Origin of the sequence: Micromonospora sp. NPDC051296, assembly GCF_040682255.1 — a bacterium.
Classification (GTDB): Bacteria; Actinomycetota; Actinomycetes; order Mycobacteriales; family Micromonosporaceae; genus Micromonospora; species Micromonospora craterilacus.
In genome coordinates this window covers 1-21,228 of sequence record NZ_JBFBAO010000082.1, presented here as the reverse complement: position 1 = coordinate 21,228, position 21,228 = coordinate 1, and the positions used below count along the sequence as shown (strand labels likewise).

At 74.4% G+C, this 21,228-nt stretch carries 14 protein-coding genes; 5 read left to right on the top strand and 9 right to left on the bottom strand.

Annotated elements, in window-relative coordinates; translation table 11 throughout:
- Positions 1–314, bottom strand: a 314-nt coding sequence (locus tag AB0M52_RS11965) for a response regulator transcription factor (RefSeq protein ID WP_363952314.1), incomplete at its 3' end; no start/stop codon positions are given.
- Positions 311–1,564 carry a sensor histidine kinase gene (locus tag AB0M52_RS11960; RefSeq protein WP_363952311.1) on the bottom strand — a complete coding sequence of 418 codons (1,254 nt, stop codon included), beginning with the start codon at positions 1,562–1,564 and terminating at the stop codon, positions 311–313. The genes AB0M52_RS11965 and AB0M52_RS11960, both read right to left, overlap by 4 nt.
- Positions 1,565–1,696: 132 nt before the next feature.
- Here AB0M52_RS11960 and AB0M52_RS11955 point away from each other — a divergent pair, with 132 nt between their 5' ends.
- Positions 1,697–2,608, top strand: a complete 912-nt coding sequence (locus tag AB0M52_RS11955) for an ATP-binding cassette domain-containing protein (protein WP_363952308.1) — start codon at positions 1,697–1,699, stop codon at positions 2,606–2,608.
- Positions 2,605–3,450: a hypothetical protein gene (locus AB0M52_RS11950; RefSeq protein WP_363952305.1), complete on the top strand. Its 846-nt coding sequence runs from the start codon at positions 2,605–2,607 to the stop codon at positions 3,448–3,450. Before AB0M52_RS11955 ends, AB0M52_RS11950 begins: the two co-directional genes overlap by 4 nt.
- Before the next feature lie 71 nt (positions 3,451–3,521).
- On the opposite strand, the gene leuS is transcribed toward AB0M52_RS11950, so the two are convergent.
- The gene (leuS, locus tag AB0M52_RS11945; RefSeq protein WP_363952302.1) at positions 3,522–6,347 is read right to left on the bottom strand and encodes a leucine--tRNA ligase; all 2,826 of its coding nucleotides are present in this window, start codon (positions 6,345–6,347) and stop codon (positions 3,522–3,524) included.
- Positions 6,348–6,810: 463 nt separating this feature from the next.
- On the opposite strand from leuS, the gene AB0M52_RS11940 reads away from it, so the two are divergent.
- The 3 genes from AB0M52_RS11940 to AB0M52_RS11930 are packed head-to-tail and all read left to right on the top strand — an operon-like array spanning position 6,811 to position 11,645.
- Positions 6,811–7,863: a MoxR family ATPase gene (locus tag AB0M52_RS11940; protein ID WP_363952299.1), complete on the top strand. Its 1,053-nt coding sequence runs from the start codon at positions 6,811–6,813 to the stop codon at positions 7,861–7,863.
- Position 7,864: 1 nt separating this feature from the next.
- On the top strand, positions 7,865–9,163 hold the full coding sequence (locus AB0M52_RS11935; RefSeq protein WP_363952296.1) for a DUF58 domain-containing protein: 1,299 nt from the start codon (positions 7,865–7,867) through the stop codon (positions 9,161–9,163).
- A gap of 16 nt (positions 9,164–9,179) precedes the next feature.
- Complete coding sequence (locus tag AB0M52_RS11930; RefSeq protein WP_363952293.1) at positions 9,180–11,645, top strand: DUF3488 and transglutaminase-like domain-containing protein; 2,466 nt, start codon at positions 9,180–9,182, stop codon at positions 11,643–11,645.
- 231 nt (positions 11,646–11,876) lie between these two features.
- Here AB0M52_RS11930 and AB0M52_RS11925 read toward each other — a convergent pair whose 3' ends face one another.
- The 6 genes from AB0M52_RS11925 to AB0M52_RS11900 form a co-directional block, all read right to left on the bottom strand.
- Complete coding sequence (locus tag AB0M52_RS11925; RefSeq protein ID WP_363952290.1) at positions 11,877–12,272, bottom strand: DUF3040 domain-containing protein; 396 nt, start codon at positions 12,270–12,272, stop codon at positions 11,877–11,879.
- A gap of 115 nt (positions 12,273–12,387) precedes the next feature.
- The gene (locus AB0M52_RS11920; protein WP_363952288.1) at positions 12,388–13,647 is read right to left on the bottom strand and encodes a DNA polymerase IV; all 1,260 of its coding nucleotides are present in this window, start codon (positions 13,645–13,647) and stop codon (positions 12,388–12,390) included.
- Positions 13,648–13,685: 38 nt separating this feature from the next.
- Complete coding sequence (locus AB0M52_RS11915; protein WP_363952285.1) at positions 13,686–14,951, bottom strand: nucleotide pyrophosphatase/phosphodiesterase family protein; 1,266 nt, start codon at positions 14,949–14,951, stop codon at positions 13,686–13,688.
- Positions 14,948–15,727 (bottom strand): methyltransferase domain-containing protein, encoded by a 780-nt coding sequence (locus AB0M52_RS11910; protein WP_363952283.1) that lies wholly within the window; start codon positions 15,725–15,727, stop codon positions 14,948–14,950. The genes AB0M52_RS11915 and AB0M52_RS11910 overlap by 4 nt, the downstream gene beginning before the upstream one ends.
- A gap of 13 nt (positions 15,728–15,740) precedes the next feature.
- The gene (locus AB0M52_RS11905) at positions 15,741–19,187 is read right to left on the bottom strand and encodes an error-prone DNA polymerase (RefSeq protein WP_363952280.1); all 3,447 of its coding nucleotides are present in this window, start codon (positions 19,185–19,187) and stop codon (positions 15,741–15,743) included.
- Positions 19,188–19,268: 81 nt separating this feature from the next.
- Positions 19,269–21,137: a DNA polymerase Y family protein gene (locus AB0M52_RS11900; RefSeq protein WP_363952277.1), complete on the bottom strand. Its 1,869-nt coding sequence runs from the start codon at positions 21,135–21,137 to the stop codon at positions 19,269–19,271.
- Between the last annotated feature and the right edge of the window lie 91 nt (positions 21,138–21,228).

Sequence of the window (21,228 nt, the reverse complement as noted above, 5' to 3'; positions counted from 1 at the left end):
TTCACCAGGAAGCCGCTCGCCCCGGCGCGCAGCGCGCCGTGCACGTGCTCGTCGTCGTCAAACGTGGTGAGGACCAGTACCCGGCTGGGGCCGCCCGACGCGGTGATCTGGCGGGTCGCCTGGATGCCGTCCGTACCCGGCATCCGCAGATCCATCAGCACCACGTCCGGTACCACCTCGCGGGCCAGGCGCACCGCCTCGGCGCCGGTGCCCGCCTCCCCGACCACCTCGATGTCCGGCACGTCTGCGATGAGCACCCGCAGCCCGGCCCGGACCAGCGGCTGGTCGTCGGCGAGCAGCACCCGGACGCTCACCGCCGCACCGCCTCGCCCGGGCGGGCCCCGTCCGGGCCGCCATCGCCCGGGCGGGCGCCGCTCAGGCTGGCGCTTTCCGACCGCACCGGCAGCCGGGCCGCCACCCGGAAACCCCGCTCCGGCCGTGGCGCGGCGTGCAAATGGCCGCCGAGCGCCAGGGCGCGCTCCCGCATGCCGACCAGCCCGTGCCCCTCGGCCCCGACCGGTCCACCCCGCCCGTCGTCGACGACCTCCACCGTGACCGCCTCGTCGCCACGCTCCACGGTGACCCGACAGGTGTCGACGCCGGCATGGCGTACCACGTTGGTGAGCGCCTCCTGGACGATCCGGTACGCAGCGAGGTCGACATCCGGCGGGACCGGCCGCCCGCCCTGCTGGCGCAACTCGACCCGGACTCCGGCGTCGCCCGTCGCCGCGACCAGCCGGTCCAGGTCCGCCAGCCCGGGCGCCGGATCCAGCGACACCGCTTCTCCGGCGCCACGGCGCAGCGCGCCGAGGGTACGCCGCAGCCCGGCCAGGGCGTCCCGGCTGGTCGCCTCGATGGTGGCGAGCGCGGCCCGGGCCTGCGCCGGCTGGCTGTCGATGACCCGGGCACCCACGCCGGCCTGGATAGCGATGACGCCGATGCTGTGCGCCACCATGTCGTGCAGTTCCCGGGCGATACGCAACCGCTCCGCGGTGACCGCCTCGGCGGCGGCGTGCGCCCGCAACGTGGCCGCGTAGCTGCGCCGCGCCCGCACCGAGTTGCCGAACGCCCAGCCGGTCGCCACCGCCAGCACGGACAGCGCGGCCTGGTCGACGGGTTCGACTCCGAGGTTCACGAAGGCGGCGAGGACCTGCGTCACGAGCACCACGGCGGCGGCGGTCCCGGACACCCGGCGGGACCGGTTCGCGGCGACCACGCCGAGCGCCGCGTCGACGGCGAGGAACTGGAGGTTGAACAGGATGGTGAGGTACCCGCGGTCCCCGCCGTGCACGGTCACGCTGGTCAGCGTCGCCCCGACGAGCATCAGCCCCAGGCCGGTCAGCGGCCGGCGGCGCAACAATGCCGCCGGCAGGGCCACGATCAGCACCGGCACGAGGTAACGCTCGGGCAGCCACCAGCCCATCACGCCGACCCCGCCGCCGCTGGTCGCCACGGCCGACGCCATTACCCAGAGAACCGGCAGGACGGCTACCCCGGCCCAGACTAGTACCGCCCGTACCGCCGACAGGGCGGTCCCCGGCCGGCGCGGGGCGATGGTGTCCACCGGCACACGGTATCCAGCCAGCTACGGCGCGGGCATCGGCCCACGGACGTACGCCCGTGGGCCACCGCCCGACATTCGGGTGTGGCCGGCGGGGCGACGTCGACGGACCCGCCGCCGGGCAGCGTGGACGGCATGATCGAACTCCGCGCCCTGACCAAGCGGTACGGCCGCACCACCGCCGTCGACGACCTGACCCTGACCGTGCGGCCCGGTCACGTCACCGGCTTCCTCGGCCCCAACGGGGCCGGCAAGTCCACCGCCCTGCGCATGATTCTCGGGTTGACCACCCCGACCAGCGGCACCGCCTCGGTCTGCGGGGTCCGGTTCCGCGACCACCCACGCGGGTTACGGCACGCCGGCGCGCTGCTCGACGCGGGCGACGTGCACGGCGGGCGCACCGCCCGGGCACACCTGGCGGCCCTGGCCGGCAGCAACGGCATCGGCGGTGGCCGGGTCGACGAGGTGCTCGGGCAGGTCGGTCTGGCCGGGGCGGCCGGGCGCCGGGTGGGCGGGTTCTCACTCGGCATGCGACAGCGCCTCGGCATCGCCGCCGCGCTGCTCGGCGACCCACCCGTGCTGCTGTTCGACGAACCGTTCAACGGTTTGGACCCGGAGGGCGTGCGCTGGGTGCGGGCACTGTTCCGGCGGCTCGCCGCCGAGGGCCGCACCGTCTTCGTCTCCAGTCACCTGATGAGCGAGATGGAGCACTGCGCCGACCAACTCGTCGTCATCGGCCGGGGCCGGCTGGTCGCCGAGGAGACCCTCGCCGGGTTCGCCGACCGCGCAGGCCGGTCGGAGGTCGTCGTCCGTACCCCCGATCCCGCGTCGCTGGGGACCGCGCTGACCGCCGAGGGTGCGACCGTACGGCCCGATCCGGACGGCACGCTGGCGGTGACCGGCCTGACCGCCGCGCGCATCGGTGACCTGGCCCTCGGCCTGCGGATCCCGCTGCACGAGCTGACCACCCGCACCGCCTCGCTGGAGGAGGCCTTCATGGCGCTCACCGCCGCCGACGTCGAGTACGCCACCGGGGAGGCCCGATGACCGCCGTGACCGAACGCGCCGCCGGCCTCGCGCGGGTGCGGCGCCCGGCCCGCTTCCGTGACCTGCTCGCCGCCGAGTGGTTGAAGCTCTGGTCGCTCCGCTCGACCTGGGGCGCGCTCGCCCTGCTGCTGCTCGCCATGGTCGGCCTGGCCGCACACGCTGCCCTGGCCACCCGGGCTGGCTGGGCCGACTGGCCGGCCGAGCGGCGGGCGGTACGCTCCCCGCTCTGGGACGCCTTTCCGCAGCAGGCGCAGATGTTCGTGGTCCTCGCCGGAAGCAGCATCGGCGCGGTCGCGGTCGGCGGCGAGTACGCCTCCGGGCTGGCCCGCACCACGTTCGCGGCCGTGCCCCGCCGCCGTGCGGTCGCCGCCGCCAAGGTCGTCGTGCTGACCGGCGTGCTGACCGTGCTGGGGGTGCTCGGCGCGGCCGCGGCGTTCGCGGTCTCCCAGGCGATCCTCGCCGGCGTGGGCGCCGGAATGTCGGTGGGCGAACCGGGCGCCCTGCGCGGGATCGCCGCGTCGGCGCTGCTGATCCCGCTCTGCGCGCTCATCGGCATGGCGCTGGCCGCGCTGACCCGGCACACCGCGCCCGCGATCGTGACCGCGGCGACGGTGCTGCTCCTGCTGCCCACCGCCGTGAACGAGGACGAGCGCTGGAGCGCCCTGCTACGGCACGCCATGCCGGTGCCGGCCTGGCAGCGACTGGTCGAGCCGGGCGGCCCCCCGCCGTGGATGACCGACATGTACCCCGCCACCGTCTCCGGGGCGTGGACCACGTACGCCGTCTGGGCGGCGGTGGCCGCCGTGGTCACCGTGCTCGCGCTGCACCGCCGCGACCCCTGACCAAGGCGTCAGGTGTTAAGAAGGGGCCCCTGCTCTACCGGAGGCGTTAACAAGGGCCCCTTCCTTTCACCTCAGACGACGACCGACACCATCCGGCCGGGGATCACGATGACCTTGCGGGGCTCCTTGCCAGCCAGCGAGGCGGCCACCTCCGCCAGCGCGGCGGACCGTACGTCGTCCTCGGCGGCGTCGGCGGGCACCTCGACCCGGCCCCGGACCTTGCCGTTGACCTGCACCGGGTAGGTCACCGTCTCCGCGACCAGCAGGGCCGGGTCGGCGACCGGGAAGTCCGCGTAGGTCAGCGAGGTCTGGTGACCCAGCCGCCGCCACAGCTCCTCGGCGACGTGCGGGGCGAACGGGGCCAGCATCAGCACCAGCGGCTCGGCCACCTCGCGCGGGGTCTGCGCCAACCGGGTCACCCCGTTGGTCAGCTCGATCAGCTTGGCGATCGCGGTGTTGAACCGGATCCCCTCCATGTCGCCCCGGACGCCGTCGATCACCCGGTGCAGCAGCCGCCGGGTCGCCTCGTCGGCCGGGGCGTCCACCACCCGCGACTCGCCGGTCTGCTCGTCCACGATGGCCCGCCAGACCCGCTGCAGGAACCGGTACGAGCCGACCACCGCCCGGGTCTCCCACGGGCGGGACACCTCCAGCGGGCCCATCGACATCTCGTACACCCGGAAGGTGTCGGCGCCGTAGGCGGCGCACATCTCGTCCGGGGTGACGACGTTCTTCAGGGACTTGCCCATCTTGCCGTACTCGCGGTTGACCTGGACGTCGCCCAGGAAGAAGCCGCCGTCGCGCTCGGCGACCTCCTCGGCCGGCACGTACGCGCCCCGGGCGTCGGTGTACGCGTACGCCTGGATGTAGCCCTGGTTGAACAGCTTGCGGAACGGCTCGTACGACGACACGTGGCCCAGGTCGTACAGCACCTTGTGCCAGAACCGGGCGTACAGCAGGTGCAGCACGGCGTGCTCGGCACCGCCGACGTACAGGTCCACGCCGCCGCAGTCGCCCTCGCCGCGCGGACCCATCCAGTACCGCTCGTTGTCCTCGTCGACGAACCGCTCGCTGTTGGTCGGGTCCAGGTAGCGCAGCTCATACCAGCAGGAGCCGGCCCACTGCGGCATCACGTTGGTTTCCCGGGTGTAGCGCTTGGGCCCGTCACCCAGGTCCAGTTCCACCTCGACCCAGTCCCGGCGGCGCGACAGTGGCGTCTCCGGGTCGCTGTCCGCGTCCTGCGGGTCGAAGGTGCGCGGGGAGAAGTCGTCCACCTCGGGCAGCTCGACCGGCAGCATCTCCTCCGGCAACGCGATGGCGGAGCCGTCGGCGTCGTACACGATCGGGAACGGCTCGCCCCAGTAACGCTGCCGGCTGAACAGCCAGTCCCGCAGCCGGTAGGTCACCGCGCCCTGGCCGGCGCCGTTCTCCTCCAGCCAGGCGATGATCCGCGCCTTGGCGTCGGCCACCCCCAGGCCGTCCAGGTCCAGGCCGCGCTCGGGCGCGGCGCTGTTGATCGCCGGGCCGTCCCCGGTGTACGCCTTGCCGTCGAAGCCCTCCGACGGCTGCACGGTACGCACGATCGGCAGCTCGAAGACCTCGGCGAAGTCCCAGTCCCGCTCGTCCTGGGCGGGCACCGCCATGATCGCGCCGGTGCCGTAGCCGGCCAGCACGTAGTCGGCGACGAAGATCGGGATCTGCCCGCCGGTGACCGGGTTGGTGGCGTACCCGCCGGTGAAGACGCCGGTCTTCTCCTTGGTCTCCGCCTGCCGCTCCAGGTCCGTCTTGGCCGCCGCCGCCTTGCGGTACGCCTCGACGGCCGCCCGGGGGCTGGCGTGCCCGCCGGTCCACGCCTCCCGGGTGCCCTCCGGCCAGGCCGCCGGCACCAGCGCGTCCACCAGCTCGTGCTCCGGCGCCAGCACCATGTAGGTGGCGCCGAAGACGGTGTCCGGCCGGGTCGTGAACACCCGGATCGGCGCGACGGCGGTCGGGAAGTCGATGTGCGCGCCCTGGGACCGGCCGATCCAGTTGCGCTGCATCAGCTTGATCGGCTCCGGCCAGTCCAGCTTGTCCAGGTCGTCCAGCAGCCGGTCGCCGTACGCGGTGATCCGCATCATCCACTGCTTCAGGTTGCGCTTGAAGACCGGGAAGTTGCCCCGCTCCGAGCGGCCGTCGGCGGTGACCTCCTCGTTGGCCAGCACGGTGCCCAGCCCCGGGCACCAGTTGACCGGTGCCTGCGAGACGTATGCCAGGCGGTGGTCGTCGACGATCGCGCGCCGCTCACCGGCGGTCAGGTCAGCCCACGGGCGGCCGTCCGGGGTACGCCGGGTGCCGCCGGCGAACTCGGCGGTCAGCTCGCTGATCGGCCGGGCCCGGCCGGCCGCACCGTCGTACCAGGAGTTGAAGATCTGCAGGAAGATCCATTGGGTCCAGCGGTAGAAGTCGGTGTCGATGGTGGCCACCGAGCGCCGCTGGTCGTGGGCCAGCCCCAGCCGGCGCAGCTGCGCCCGGTAGCGGCCGATGTTGGCCTCGGTGGTGGTCCTCGGGTGGGTGCCGGTCTGCACCGCGTACTGCTCGGCGGGCAGGCCGAACGCGTCGAAGCCCATCGCGTGCAGCACGTTGCGCCCCGCCATCCGCTGGTAGCGGGCGAAGCAGTCGGTGCCGATGTAGCCCAGCGGGTGGCCCACGTGCAGCCCGGCGCCCGACGGGTACGGGAACATGTCCAGCACGTACAGCTTTTCCGCGCCCGAGCGCGGGTGGGCCGGATCGGCCAGCGGCCCGGCCGGGTTCGGCGCGTGGAAGCTTCCGTCCTGTTCCCAGCGCTCCTGCCAGCGGCGTTCGATCTCGTCGGCCATCACTGCGGTGTACCGGAACGGTGGGGTGTCTGCCTCGCTCATGGCCTCTCCTCGCGTCGCTCGGCGAAGTCTCTGCTGGCTGGTCTCGTGTCTCGGGCTCGGCCCGCCCCGGGCCGGCGGCGGGCACGAAAAAGCCCCTCACGCAGGAGGGGCCGCCGTGCTGTCGCGCCTTCAGCGCATCAGCACGGCCCGGTAAGAAGCAGGAAGACTCCGGCCATGACCGGCAGTGTACCGCCAACGGCCCGGCCGCTGCCGCCCGCCACCCCCGGCGGGCCCGGCCGCGATCAGGTCCCTTACCCCCCAGATACGGTGACATGCGCTCCGTAAATGACAAATCACTGTGTAAGCCCTCAAACACCTGCGACGGTCGGCGTTGGCGACAAACATGGTTAGCCTGAGAGGCCAGTGAGATTGCTGCGGCAGACGAGGCTCGCACGTCGCGAACCCAACGGCGGGTCCAGGTGCTCTATACAGAGCTGCCGTGACGGCGACGAGGAGGAGGCCCGTGACACAACAGACCTGGGACGAAGTTGGCGGACTGCTGCCGCACGACGAGTTCCGCGCCGCGAGTGACGCCATCGTGGCCAACATCGAACAGGTCATCGAGGGCAAGACCGCGACCGTGCGGCTGGCCCTGGCCGTGCTGCTCGCCGAGGGTCACCTGCTCATCGAGGACGTGCCCGGTGTCGGCAAGACCAAGCTGGCCAAGGCCCTGGCCCGCTCGATCGACTGTTCGGTACGCCGCATCCAGTTCACCCCCGACCTGCTGCCCAGCGACGTCACCGGAGTCAGCGTCTACAACCAGGAGACGCACGACTTCGAGTTCCGTCCAGGTGCCGTCTTCGCCAACCTGGTGGTCGGCGACGAGATCAACCGGGCCTCCCCGAAGACCCAGTCCGCGCTGCTGGAGTGCATGGAGGAGCGGCAGGTCACGGTCGACGGGGTGACGTACCAGCTGCAGACCCCGTTCATGGTGATCGCCACCCAGAACCCGATCGAGATGGAGGGGACGTACCCGCTGCCGGAGGCGCAGCGGGACCGGTTCACCGCCCGGATCGCGATGGGCTACCCGGACCCGAACGCCGAGCTGGCCATGCTCGACGGCCACGGCGCGGTGGACCCGCTGTCGGCGCTGCGGCCGGTCTCCGACGCCGACACCGTGCGCCGGCTGATCGGCCACGTCCGCCAGGTGCACGTCGCCGACGCGGTGAAGCAGTACGCGGTCGACCTGGTCACCGCCACCCGTGAGGCGCCCGACCTGCGCCTCGGCGCGTCCCCGCGGTGCACCCTGCAGCTGCTGCGCACCGCCCGCGCGGTGGCCGCCCTCGACGGGCGCGACTACGTGCTCCCCGACGACCTGCAGGCGCTCGCCGTGCCGGTGCTGGCGCACCGGCTCATCCCCACCGCCGACGCCCAGTTGGCCCGCCGCACCACCGACGCGATCGTCGCCGACCTGGTGCACCGGCTGCCGCTGCCGCACGAGCGCAAGCGCTCGCCGTACGACACCCGGCCCCCCACCGGCAACGGACGGGCCCCGTTCGAACCTCGGAGGCCGTGACGTGCGTGACGGGCTGCGAGGGCTGACCACCCGCGGCCGCTCGTTCCTGGCCGCCGCGGTGGCGGCGGCCGTCTCCGCCGGCATCCTCGGCGAGAAGGACCTGCTGCGGGTGGCCGTGCTGCTGGCCGTCCTGCCGCTGCTCGCCGCGCTCTACGTCGGGCGCAGCCGGTACAAGCTGGCCTGCCACCGATCGCTGGATCCGCACCGGGTGCCGGTCGGGGCAAACGCCCGGGTGGTGCTGCGGTTGCAGAACATGTCCCGGTTGCCCACCGGCACCCTGCTGCTGGAGGACCGGCTCCCGTACGCGCTGGGCAGCCGGCCCCGGGTGGTGCTGGAGCGGCTCGGCGCGCACCAGGCCAGTTCGGTGGCGTACACCGTGCGTGCCGACGTACGCGGCCGGTACGAGGTCGGTCCGCTGGTGGTCCGGATGACCGACCCGTTCGGCCTGTGCGAACTCACCCGCGCCTTCCCCGGCACCGATCGACTCACGGTCGTCCCGCAGGTGGTTCCGCTGCCCTCGGTACGGCTGCCCGGCGAGTACGCCGGCAGCGGCGACAGCCGGGCCCGCTCGGTGGCGGTGCACGGCGAGGACGACGCGGCGACCCGCGAGTACCGGCGTGGCGACGACCTGCGCCGGGTCCACTGGAAGTCGACCGCGCGCACCGGGGAGCTGATGGTGCGGCGGGAGGAGCAGCCCTGGGAGAGCCGGGCGACGGTCCTGCTGGACACCCGCGCCTACGGCCATCGGGGCGACGGCCCGACGGCCAGCTTCGAGTGGGCGGTCTCGGCCGCCGCCAGCATCGCCGTGCACCTGCGTCAGGCCGGTTACAAGCTGCGCCTGGTCACCGGCGCCGGCGCGGACGTCGACGCCACCGAGGGCGCCGGCGACGGGCTGCTGCTCGACCACCTCGCGGAGGTCCGGCTGGACAAACGGGTCGAGATCACCACGCTGGTGCAGCACGTCCGGCAGCGGTCCGACGGCGGCCTGATCATCGGCCTGTTCGGGTCGTTGAGCACCGCCGAGGCGGAACTGCTGGCCGGGTTGCGGGCCAACGGCGCCACCTGCGTGTGCTTCCTGCTGGACAGCTCCGCCTGGCTCAACCTGCCGGCGCCCGCCCGGGCCGAGGCCGACCAGGCGCACGACACCGCCGCGCTGGCCCTGCTGCAGTCCGGCTGGCGGGTGATCGGCGTCGACCACGGCGGCCGGCTGCCGGCGCTCTGGCCGCAGGCCGGTCGGGGCTCTCAGGGGTTCGCCCTGCGGGCGGCGATGGCCGAGACGGTGGCGGGCAGCGTGCGATGAACGGAAGGTCCCCCTCATGATCGCCCATCGGAACCTGGGCCTGGTGGCCGCCGCGGCGACGCTGCTCGCCGCCGCGCCGCTGTCGGCCATCTTCGACCGCTGGACGTGGCTGGTCCAGGCCGTCATCGCGGTGGCCGCGGTGGCCGCGGCGGCGGCGCTGGCCCGGCTCGGCCGGACCCCGCTGTGGGCCCAGATCCTAGCCATGGTCGGCGGGCTGACACTCGCCCTGACCTGGTTGTTCCCCAGCGGCGGCGAGCTGCTGGCCGTGCTGCCCAGCCCGGCCACCTTCAGCCACTTCGCTGAGCTGCTCGGCGGCTCGGTCGAGGACATGCGCTCGTACGGCGTGAAGGTCCCGGACACCGACCCGCTGCTGTTCGTCACGGTGCTCGGCATCGGCGGGGTGGCGGTGCTGGTGGACGTGCTCTGTGTCGGGCTGCGCCGGCCCGCCCTGGCCGGCCTGCCGATGCTGGCCATCTACTCGGTGCCGGTGGCGGTCTACGTGGACAGCGTCCCGCCGGTGCCGTTCGCGATCGGCGCCGCCGGCTTCCTCTGGCTGCTGGTCACCGACAACGTGGACCGGGTCCGCCGGTTCGGCCGACGATTCACCGGGGACGGCCGCGACGTCGACGTGTGGGAGGCGTCGCCCCTGGCCGCCGCCGGCCGGCGGCTGGCGGTGGTGGGCCTGGCGCTGGCCGTGCTGGTGCCGCTGGCCGTGCCGGGGATGACCGCCGGCCTGATGAGCAGCCTGTCCGGCCAGGGCAGCGGCTTCGGCGGCTCCGGCCTGGGCGGCTCGCCCGGCCGGGTCGACCTGTTCGCCGCGCTCAGCGGGCAGCTCAACCAGTCCAAGGTGACCGACCTGGTGAAGGTCACCACCACCGAGGAGGAGCCGTTCTACCTGCGCTTCGGCGTCGCCGACGACCTGCGCAACGACGGCTTCCGGGTACGCGGCCCCAACGGCCGGCGGGTCACCGCCGACCTGCCCGACCCGTCGCAGCAGTCGCAGCCCGGTGTCGAGCGGACCCGGCACCGGGCCACTGTGGAGGTGACCCGCGACCTGAACATGCGACTGCTGCCGGTCTACGCCGAGCCGACCCGCTTCGCGGAACTGGGCAACAACTGGTACTACGACTCGAACATGCAGGTCGTCTTCTCGAACCGGGAGGACTCACGGGGCAAGCGGTACGAATTCGACTACGTGCGCTCGAAGTACACGCCCGACCGGCTGCGCGCGGCGCAGCCGCTGCCGGCCGACCTGCCGCTGCGCCGGGATCAGACCGTGACGCCCGACGTGCCCGAGGTGCGGGCCCTGGTGGAGGAGCTGATCCGGGGCAAGCGCACCGAGTACGACAAGGTGCGCGCCATCTACGACTACTTCTCCGAGGACAACGGCTTCAGCTACCGGCTCAGCACCGAACAGGGCACCAGCGGGCAGGAGATCCTCGACTTCCTGGAGAACAAGGTCGGCTACTGCCAGCAGTACGCCGCGGCGCTGGCGTGGATGGTGCGCGACGCCGGCATCCCGGCCCGGGTCGCCTTCGGGTTCAGCAACGGCAGCCGGCGCACCGGTGACACCCTCACCCTGACCAACCGGAACCTGCACGCCTGGACGGAGGTCTACTTCGACCAGATCGGCTGGGTGCCGTTCGACGCCACCCCGACCTACGGTGTGCCCGGCTCGACCCGGTCGGCCTGGGCGCCGGACACCGACGCACCCGAGGACAACACGCCGGACGCCGGCACGCCGGGCGCGCCCGACAACGCCGACCCGTCGGCCGGGCCGGACCGCGAGCCGAACCGGATCGAGGAGGAGCTCGACGCCGGCGTCGGCTCCGGCTCCGGCACCCCGGCCGAGCAGGCACCGGTCTGGCCCTGGTGGGCCGCCGGCGCGCTGACACTGCTCTTCCTGCTCGCCGTGCCCGCGCTGCGCCGGCACGCCCTGCGCCGCCGCCGGGGCCGGCCGGCACCGACGGTCCGGACGGTCGACCCGTCCGCCGATCCCTCGGTCACCGGTGCGCCGGTCGTGACGGTCGGCGCCGATCCGGATCGGGCGCGGGCGGACGCGCACGCCGCCTGGGACGAGCTGATCGACACGCTGGTCGACTACCGGATCCGGGTGGACCGGACGGAGACCCCGCGGACGACCGCCGACCGGCTGGCCCGGGAGGCGCTGACCGCCGACGCCGAGGCCGGGACGGCGGTACGTCTGCTCGGCCGGGCGGAGGAGCGGGCCCGTTACGCGCGGGATCCGTTGACCGGGGAACCCCTGCCCGCGGCTCTGCGCACGGTGCGGACTGCGCTCGCCGAGCGCGCCGACCGGCGTACCCGGCTGGTGGCGAAGGTGTTGCCGCCGTCGGTGCTGCAGCGGTGGCGTACCGCCGTCGCGGACACCTCGTCGCGGCTGGTCACCTCCGGCGGGCAACTCCGTTACCGGCTGCTGCGGTTCAGCCCGCGCCGGATGATCGCCAACCGCGCGGGGCGCTGAGCAGGCCGGCGGCGCAGACGACAACCGGGCCGGTGGTGGGCAACCACCACCGGCCCGGTTCGTTTCCCGTCAGCGGGCCGACCCGTCGCGGTCGGCCGGCAGCGACGCCGGTGCCCGTCAGGCCGAACGGCAAAGCGAACCGCTCGAACGACACCGGGTCGATCGAGCACGGATCACCCCGCACGGGTCAGGCGGGGTTACGCGCCCCGCCTCAACGACGGCGGGGCAGGTTCAGCGGTGCCCCTCCGGGCGCTGCCGCCACCGGTCCTCCATCCGGTCGAGGAAGCCCGGCCGCCGGCCGGCACGACCGCGGGACCGGCGACGACTCGCCGTGCCCCCGACGACGTGCAGGTCGGGTGACTGCGCCTTACGGTGCGACTGCACCGCGAACGCGGCCGAGGCCAGCATGACAACGAATCCCGCCACTGCCAGTGGCGGAGTCTTGATCACCGCGCCATAGACCAACAACGCCAGGCCAGCGATGATCACGCCGGCAGCGACGAGCAGGCGACGCCGCGCGTGGAAGCGCGGATCGCTGGCGCGCACGGCCGAGGCGAACTTGGGGTCCTCGGCAAGCGACCGCTCGATCTGCTCGAACAGCCGCTGCTCGTGCTCCGAGAGCGGCACGGCACTCCTCCCCGGTCACGTTGGTCGGCCCGGTCGGACCGACAGACCGTGGCAGCCAACCGGCTGCTTACCCGCAAGTCTACGAGGGCCCTCGCGCGTCGGAAAGCGGGACGACCTATGGCCGGGTCGGATTTTCGTTTCGTCGCGGATCGCGCCCGGTGAGAAGACTGGCCGGTCCTATGACGGACCGCCCGAAACGGGCAGCCGCGGCGTCCGCGGCGGCCTCCGCCTCCCGCCAACCCCGCTCGGGCGCGCCGAGGGTCAGCTGCCGGGGTGTCTCGTCCGCCGCGCTGAGCCCCTCGGCCCGGACGCCGAGCAGGCGGATCCGCTCACCCGGCTGCAAAGCGGTGTAGAGGGACCAGACCGTGTCGAACATCTCCCGGGCGACATCGGTCGGTACGTCGAGGGTGCGCGAGCGGGTGACGGTGCGGAAGTCGGCCATCCGCACCTTGACCGACACCGTCCGCCCCACCTGCCCGGCGCCACGCAACCGGGCACCGACCTTCTCGGCCAGGGCGAGCAGCGTACGGCGGATCTCGGTCGGATCGTCGACATCGACGTCGAAGGTGACCTCCGCGCCGATGGACTTCTCGGCCTGCTCCGGGCTGACCCGGCGCGGATCACGTCCCCAGGCCAACTCGTGCAGGTGCGTGGCGGCCGCCGCGCCGAGCGCGGTACGCAACATGCCGACCGGCGCCTCCGCGAGATCAGCGACGGTACGCAGGCCGAGCCGGAGCAGCGTCTGCGCGGAGCGCTCCCCCACCCCCCACAGCGCGGCGACCGGCAGCGGGTGGAGGAAGTCGAGCACCCGGGTGGCCGGGACGACGAGCAGCCCGTCGGGCTTGGCCCGGGTCGACCCGAGCTTGGCCACGAACTTGCTCGGCGCGACCCCCACCGAGCAGGTCAGCCCCTGCTCCTCGGCGACCCGTGCGCGGATCCGGCGGGCGATCGCCGCGGGTGGGCCGAACAGCCGCCGGGCGCCGGCGACGTCGAGGAACGCCTCGTCCAGGGAGAGCGGCTCGACCAGCGGTGTGACGTCGCGGAAGATCTGCATGACCGCCCGCGAGGCGGCCGTGTACCGGGTGAAGTCCGGTGGCAGGAAGACCGCGTGCGGGCAGAGGGCGCGGGCGCGCATCGTCGGCATCGCGCTGCGTACGCCGTACCGCCGGGCCTCGTAGCTGGCCGAGCTGACCACGCCGCGCGGGCCGACCCCGCCGACCACCACGGCCCGGCCGCGCAACTCCGGCCGGTGACGCACCTCCACCGAGGCGTAGAAGGCGTCCATGTCGGCGTGCAGGATCGGGCAGCCGGTGTCGTCGGCGTCCGGCCCGAACCGGGGGTCACCACCCCGGGGCAACGACTGGCTGCGGCCCACCCACGCAGGTTAGCGCCCGGGACCGACATTCCGGCCGGTCAGCCCCGCAGCACCAGCAGCGGAATGGTCATCTCGGCCGCCGTGTCCGCGCCGTGGAAGGCCACCAGCCGGGACAGCACCGGGCTCTCCGACCGGCTGGCCATGACGGCGTACGTGTCGTTGCAGATCACCACGACGTCGCCGAGGCGGCCCAGGTGCTCCTCGGGCACCGGCCCGAACCAGCCGGTGGCCACCGCCTCGGCGCGGGTCAGCACCCGGGCGGCGGCACCCAGCACCCCCGACCAGGCGGCCACCACGTCGGCGGTGGCACCGGGGGCGACGTGCAGGTAGCGCACCCGAGGCTCACCCGCGACGACCCGCACCCCGGCCCGCAACCGGGGGTCGGTGTCCAGGTCGAACCGGTGCCCGGCGGGCACGTCGAGCTGCCCGTGGTCGGCGGTGACCAGCAGCGCCGCATCCGCCGGCAGCCCGTCCACCAGCCGGGCCAGCAGCGCGTCCACCTCGGCGACGGCCGTTCGCCAGGGCACCGAGTCGACGCCGCTGAGGTGGCCGTTGCGGTCGACGTCCGGGTGGTAGCCGGAGACCAGGGTGGGGCCGGGCCCGGCGGCCAGCGCCGCCAGCATCGTGGCGGCCAGCGCGTCGACGCCGGCCGCGCCCCGGTAGTCGCCGCCCCGGTTCGCGGCCAGGGTCAGGCCGGTGCCACCGAACTCCGGACGGCTCACCACCGTCACCGCCACGCCCGCGGCACGGGCCCGCTCCAACTGGGTGGTGACCGGCTGCCAACGCAACGGCTGCGGGTCGTCGGCCCAGTCGATGTGGTTGAGCACCCGGTCGGTGCCCGGGACGCGCAGGGTGAAGCCGAGCACCCCGTGCGCGCCGGACGCCGCGCCGGTGCCCAGGGTGACCAGGCTGGTCGGGGTGGTGGAGGGGAAGCCACAGGTGAGCGGCCGGCCCGCCGTGGCGACCAGCCCGGCCAGGGTCGGCGCGTACGGCGCGGCGGTCGGGATCTGGTGCCAGCCGAGGCCGTCGACCAGCAGCACCGCGATCCGGCGTACCCCCGGCAGCACGGCGGTGAGCCCGAGCGGGTCGCCGGCGCCGGGCACGCCCAGCACGGCGAGCGCGCTGGGCAGCACGTCGGCAAGGCTCCCGCCGCCGTACTCCGGCGCGACAGGAGTAAGGAAGGGCCCCTTCTTAACGCCTGGTGCATAGGAGGGGCCCCCTCTTAACACCGGCTCCCCCCGGCCGTCGGGTGCGGCCGGGGCCGGCACGGCGTCGGGTGCCGGTACCCCGGCCGGGCCGGTCATGCCGGGCGGCGGGCGAACAGGTGCAGCTGGGCGGCGACGTCCCGCCAGGGTGGCCGGGCGGCGAGCGCCCGCTCCAGCTCGACCAGGGCCCCCGGCTGACCGTCCGCCACGGCCGCGGGGAGCAGGTCGGCGAGAACGCGTACGCCGTGGATCTCCTCGACCGTGAGCCCGGCGGCGGCCAGCAGCGCGGTGGCACCCTCGGCGTCGAAGCGCCGCCGCAGGGTGTCCCGGGGCCCGGCGCTGCCGTCGGGGTCGGCGGCCAACGCCGCGGCCACGTCGAGATGGCCGTTCATCGCCCGGCCGAGCACCGCCGCGGCCCGCCCGGCGACCAGCACGCTCGCCGCGCCGCCCGGGCGCAGCGCGTCGGCCAGCGCGGACACCACCGGCGCCGGGTCGTCGACGACCTCCAGCACGGCGTGACAGAGCACCAGGTCGACACTGGCCGGCTCGACCAGCCCGGCGAGCGCGTCCCCGTCGCCCTGCACCGCGCGTACCCGCTCGGCCACCCCGGCCTCGGCGGCCCGGCGGCTGAGCGCGGCGAGCGCGTCGGGGCTGGCGTCGACCACGGTGACCCGGTGCCCGGCCCGGGCCAGCGGCACAGCAAAGCCCCCGGTGCCACCGCCCACGTCGAGCACGGTCAGCTCGGCGGCGGGTCGGCGGTCCAGCTCGGCGCGCAGCACCGACCAGACCACAGCGGTACGGGGGGTGAGCGACGGCCCAGCCGGGCCCGGGGTCTGTTCCACCCGGAAGAGCCTAGGGCCTGTCGCGCCGATCATGTCAGCCCGGCGGTCAGCGGAAGTCGCGGGAGGCGGGGCTGACCGGGGGCTCGATCGCCTCCAGCCGGTCGGCGACCAGGTTGACCACCCCCTCGTGCCGCTGCAACCGCCCCCGCACCACCAGCGCCGCGCTGGTGCGGGCCACCCGCCGGTACCGCTGCCACAGCCCCGGCGAGCAGGTGACGTTGAGCATGCCGGTCTCGTCCTCCAGATTGAGGAAGGTGACGCCACCCGCGGTCGCCGGACGCTGCCGGTGGGTGACGATCCCGCCGACCCGGATCCGCCGACCCGGCTCCACCCGGCCCAACCGGTCGATCGGCACCGCGCCCATGCCGTCCAGCTGCGGGCGGACGAACCGGGCCGGGTGGTTCTCCGGGGACAGCCCGGTGGCCCACACGTCGGCGACCAACCGGTCCACCGCCTCCATGCCGGGCAGGGTGGGCGCCGCCGCGCCGGTCACCGTGCCGGGCAGCCGGCCCGGCCGGTCCTGCGCCGCCGCGCCGGCCGCCCAGAGCGCCTGCCGCCGGGTCAGCCCGAAACAGGCGAAGGCGTCCGCGGTGGCCAGCGCCTCCAGCTGGGCGGCGGTCAGACCTACCCGCCGGGCCAGGTCCGGCATGTCGCGGTACGGCCCGTTCGCCGCCCGCTCGGCCTCGATCCGCTCGGCCACCTCGTCGCCGAGGGTACGCACACTGGACAGCCCGAGCCGGACGGCCGGCCCGCCCAGCCCCCAGGCGTGCGGTGGCTCGCCCGGCTGGCTGCCCCACCGGGTGTCCGGGGTGGACTCCAGCACCGGCTTCGCGCCGCTGGCGTTGACGTCCGGGCGGCGTACCTCCACCCCGTGCCGGCGGGCGTCGTCGACCAGGGTCTGCGGCGAGTAGAAGCCCATCGGCTGGGCACTCAGCAGCGCGGCCAGGAAGGGGCCCGGGTGGTAGCGCTTGAGCCAGGAGCTGGCGTAGACCAGGTAGGCGAAGCTCATCGCGTGGCTCTCCGGGAAGCCGTAGCTGGCGAACGCGGTGAGCTTGCGGTAGACGTCGTCAGCCAGCTCGCCGGTGATGCCCCGCTCCGCCATGCCGCTGTACAGCCGGTCGGCGATCTTCGCCATCCGCTCCACCGACCGCTTGGCGCCCATCGCCCGACGCAGCTGGTCGGCCTCGGCCGCGTCGAAGCCGGCCAGGTCGATGGCGAGCTGCATCAACTGCTCCTGGAACAGCGGCACACCGAGGGTCTTCTCCAGCGCGTTGCGCATCAGCGGGTGCGGGAAGGTCACCGGCTCCTGCTCGCTCTTGCGCCGGATGTACGGGTGCACCGAGCCGCCCTGGATCGGGCCGGGCCGGATCAGCGCCACCTCGACCACGAGGTCGTAGAACTCGCGGGGTTTGAGCCGGGGCAGGGTGGCCATCTGGGCCCGGCTCTCCACCTGGAACACGCCGACCGAGTCGGCCCGGCAGAGCATGTCGTACACCTCGGGGTCGTCCAGCGTCATGTCGCCGAGATCCAGGCTCATCCCGATCATGTCGTAGCCGTAGTGCAGCGCGGTGAGCATGCCGAGGCCGAGCAGGTCGAACTTGACCAGGCCGACGGCCGCGCAGTCGTCCTTGTCCCACTGGAGCACGCTGCGTCCGGGCATCCGGCCCCACTCCACCGGGCAGACCTCGATCACCGGCCGGTCGCAGATCACCATGCCGCCGGAGTGGATGCCCAGGTGCCGGGGGAACGTCTGGAGGGCGTTGGCGTACTCGATCACCTGCTCGGGGATCTCCGGCACGTCCACCGTGGCCACGTCGCCCCACCGGTCGATCTGCTTGCTCCAGGCGTCCTGCTGGCCGGGCGAGAAGCCGAACGCCTTGGCCACGTCCCGCACCGCCGAGCGGGGCCGGTAGGAGATCACGTTGGCCACCTGGGCGGTGTGCTCCCGGCCGTACCGGGTGTAGACGTGCTGGATGACCTCCTCCCGGCGGTCGGACTCGATGTCCACGTCGATGTCGGGCGGGCCGTCGCGCTCGGGGGCCAGGAACCGCTCGAACAGCAACCGGTGCCGGACCGCGTCCACGTTGGTGATCCGCAACGCGTAGCAGACCGCCGAGTTCGCCGCCGAGCCCCGGCCCTGGCAGTAGATGTCCTCCCGCCGGCAGAAGTCGACGATGTCGTAGACCACCAGGAAGTAGCCGGGAAAGCCCAACTCCTCGATCATGTTCAGCTCGTGGTCGAGCTGCGCGTACGCCTGCGGGTGCGCCTCGCGTGGGCCGTAGCGGTCCCGGGCACCCTGCTCGGTGAGGTGGCGCAGCCAGCTCATCTCGGAGTGCCCCGGCGGCACCGGGTACGCCGGCAGCTGCGGCGCGACGAGCTGGAGGTCGAAGGCGAGTTCCGCGCCGAACTCGGCGGCCCGGGCCACCGCACCCGGGTACCCGGCGAACCGGGCCGCCATCTCGGCACCGCTGCGCAGGTGGGCGGTGCCCGCAGCGGGCAGCCAGCCGTCGATCTCGTCCAGGCTGCGCCGGGCCCGCACCGCCGCGAGGGTGGTGGCCAGCCGGCGCCGCCCCGGAGTGGCGTAGTGCACGTTGTTCGTGGCCACCGTGGGCAGCCCGGCGGCGGCGGCCAGCTCGGCCAGGGCGTCGTTGCGGTCGCCGTCGACCGGGTGGCCGTGGTCGGTCAGCTCCACCGCCACCGTCTCCGCGCCGAACAGCTCGGTGAGCCGGTCCAACTCGCGGGCCGCCGCGTCGACCCCCTCGGTGAGCAGGGCGGCCGGCACGTGCCCCTTGCGGCAGCCGGTGAGCACCAGCACGTGGTCGCGCAGGGCATCGGCGACCTCCTCCAGCTCGCCGTAGACCGGGCGGCCCTTCTCCCCGCCGCGCAGCTGCGCGCGGGCGATGGTCGCGGCCAGCCGGGCGTACCCCTCGTGGCCGTGGGCCAGCACCAGCAGGTGGTTGCCGTGCGGGTCGGGTACGCCGTTCTGCGGGCCGGGCAGGCCGAGGGACAGCTCCGCCCCGAAGATCGTCGGCAGGCCCAGCGTGCGGGCCGCCTCGGCGAACCGCACCACGCCGTAGAAACCGTCGTGGTCGGTGACGGCGAGCGCGGTGAGCCCCAACCGGACGGCCTCCTCGGCCAGCTCCTCGGGGTGGCTGGCACCGTCCAGGAAGCTGAAGTTGGTGTGCGCGTGCAGCTCGGCGTACGGCACCACGCCGTCGGGGCGGGTCAGCTCCGGCGGCCGGTAGTGCTCCCGCCGCCGGCTCCACGCGGGCGAGTCGCCCCCGTCGGCGTCGACCGCTAGCGGATCCACCACGTGCAGGTGCCGCCCGTCGCCGTCCCCCCACCCGTCGCCGGTCGACCGCCCGCCGCTCCCCCGCCCGCCGTTCGACCGCCCGCCGTTCGACCGCCCGCCGTTCGACCGCCCACCGCTCGACCGGCCGGAGAGCACCCGCTCCAGCTCCGACCAGGGCAACTGCGGATTGTGGAAACTCACCGCTCCCCCCGGTCCGCTGCCGGGATCTTGGTGTGGTCCGGCCCCCGGGAGGGCCGAAACGTACCAAGATCTGGATCCAGCTCAGTCATAGATCGCCTCCACCAGCCACCGGCCCCCCTCCACGGCGAGCAGCAGGGCGCTGCCGTCGTCCAGGCGGACCTGGAACCGGGCCCGGCGACGCGCCTCGGCCGGGGCCCACCACCGCTCGTCAACCGGCCACGGCCCGGCCCAACCGACAATCTCGGCCGGCACGGCCGTACGGACGGGGGCGGCGGGCTCCGCGGCCGTCCCGACGGTCAGTCGGGCCGGCGGGGCGCTCACCGCCAACCGCGCGCTCACCACGACCGGTGCGCCGGTGGCGTCGAGCACGCTCGCGGCGAGCGGGGTGGGCAGCACCACGGCCGGCGAGGGCGGCGGCAGTCGGCCCGGCCAGGCCGGTACGTCCTGCCCGGAACCCGCCCGCCGGCCACCGGCCCGGCCCGGCCTCCCGCCGGACCTAGCCCCACCGACACCGGACCCACCGGACCCCGGCCCGTCCGACCCGCCGGCATCCGACCCACCGGACCCCGGCCCGTCCGACCCGCCGGCATCCGACCCACCGGACCCCGGCCCGTCCGACCCGCCGGCATCCGACCCACCGGCACCGGCCCGGGTCGCCCGCCCGGTGCCGGTCGGCCATCCCGCGTCGGGGCGTTCGACGGGCTCGCCCGGCAACGGCGCGGCGCCGGGGCGGGCGGGCAGGCGTTCGTCGCCCCACGGAACCAGACTGACCTGGTCAGCCGGGGAACGCCCACCGCCGAGCACAGCAGTGACCACCGCCTCGGGACCGAGCAGGCCCTGCACCCGGCTCAGCGCACGATGCGCCCGCTCGCGTTCCGCACCGGTCTCTCCCCACAGCCCGGGTTGCAGGCTGGCCTGGGCGAGCACCCCGTCCGGCACGAGCCGCAGCCGGATGATCCCGGCGGTGGGGCGAGCCGGCCCGCCGCCCCGGCGGCCGGCGCCGGAGAGCCAGCCGTCCAGTTGCCAGCGAACCCGGTCGGCGATCGCCGCCGGGGTCAGCAGGCCGTCGTGCCGCCAGACCCGGTGCAGTTCCTGGCCGTGCGCGGTGACCGCCTCGATGCCGAGCCGGGTGCAGGCCAGCCCGTACCCGGCGAGCCGTTCGTGCAGCCGCTCGGCCAGCGTCCGGGCGGCGAACGCCGCGACGTCGACGCGGTCGATCGGCTCGTCGAGGTCGGCGGTGACCGTCAGGTCGGCAGGCGGGCTCCGGACCGCGAGCGGCCGGTCGTCCCGGCCAGCCGCCAGCCGGTGGGCCAGCGCCCCGTCGAACCCGAACCGGGCCAGCACGTCGCCGGCGGGCAACCCGGCGAAATCGCCGAGCGTACGCACCCCGAGCCGGCGCAACAGGTCGGCCAGGGCGGGCCGGCCGAGCGCCTCGACCGGCTGGGCGGCCAGGAACTCCGGCGTACCGCCGGGCGGCACGATCCGCCCCTCCCGGGCGGCCAGCCCGGCGGCGAAGACCCCGCCGGCGATGCCGACCTGGCTCTCCACCGCGCAGTTCTGCGCGACGTGCTCGACGATCCGCTCCGCGGCCGCCTCCTCGCCGCCGAGATACCGGCTCGGCCCCCGGGCGGCCAACGCGCAGGCCCCGGGACGGATCACCTCGACCCCGACCGCCACCTCCTCGACCGCGGCCACCACCGGCTCGAAGGCCCGGGCGTCCCGGCCGGGGTCGTGGTCGACGACGGTGAGCTGCGGGCAGCGCCCCTGCGCCTCCCGCCGGCGCAACCCCCGGCGTACCCCCTCGGCCCGGGCCCGCTCGGAGCAGGCGATCACCCGGTTGGCGTGCAGCACCACGACCGGGCCGGTGGCGGGCACCCCGTCCACGATCTCGGCGGCGAGGACCGGCCAGTCCGGACACCAGAGCAGCAGGGTCCGAGCCGGCTCGCTCATGCCGGCACTCCGCTGCGCTCCGTGCCGCCATGAGGCACCACCGCACTGAGCCGATGATTCGCTCGCTGACACTCGCTCATGCCGGCACTCC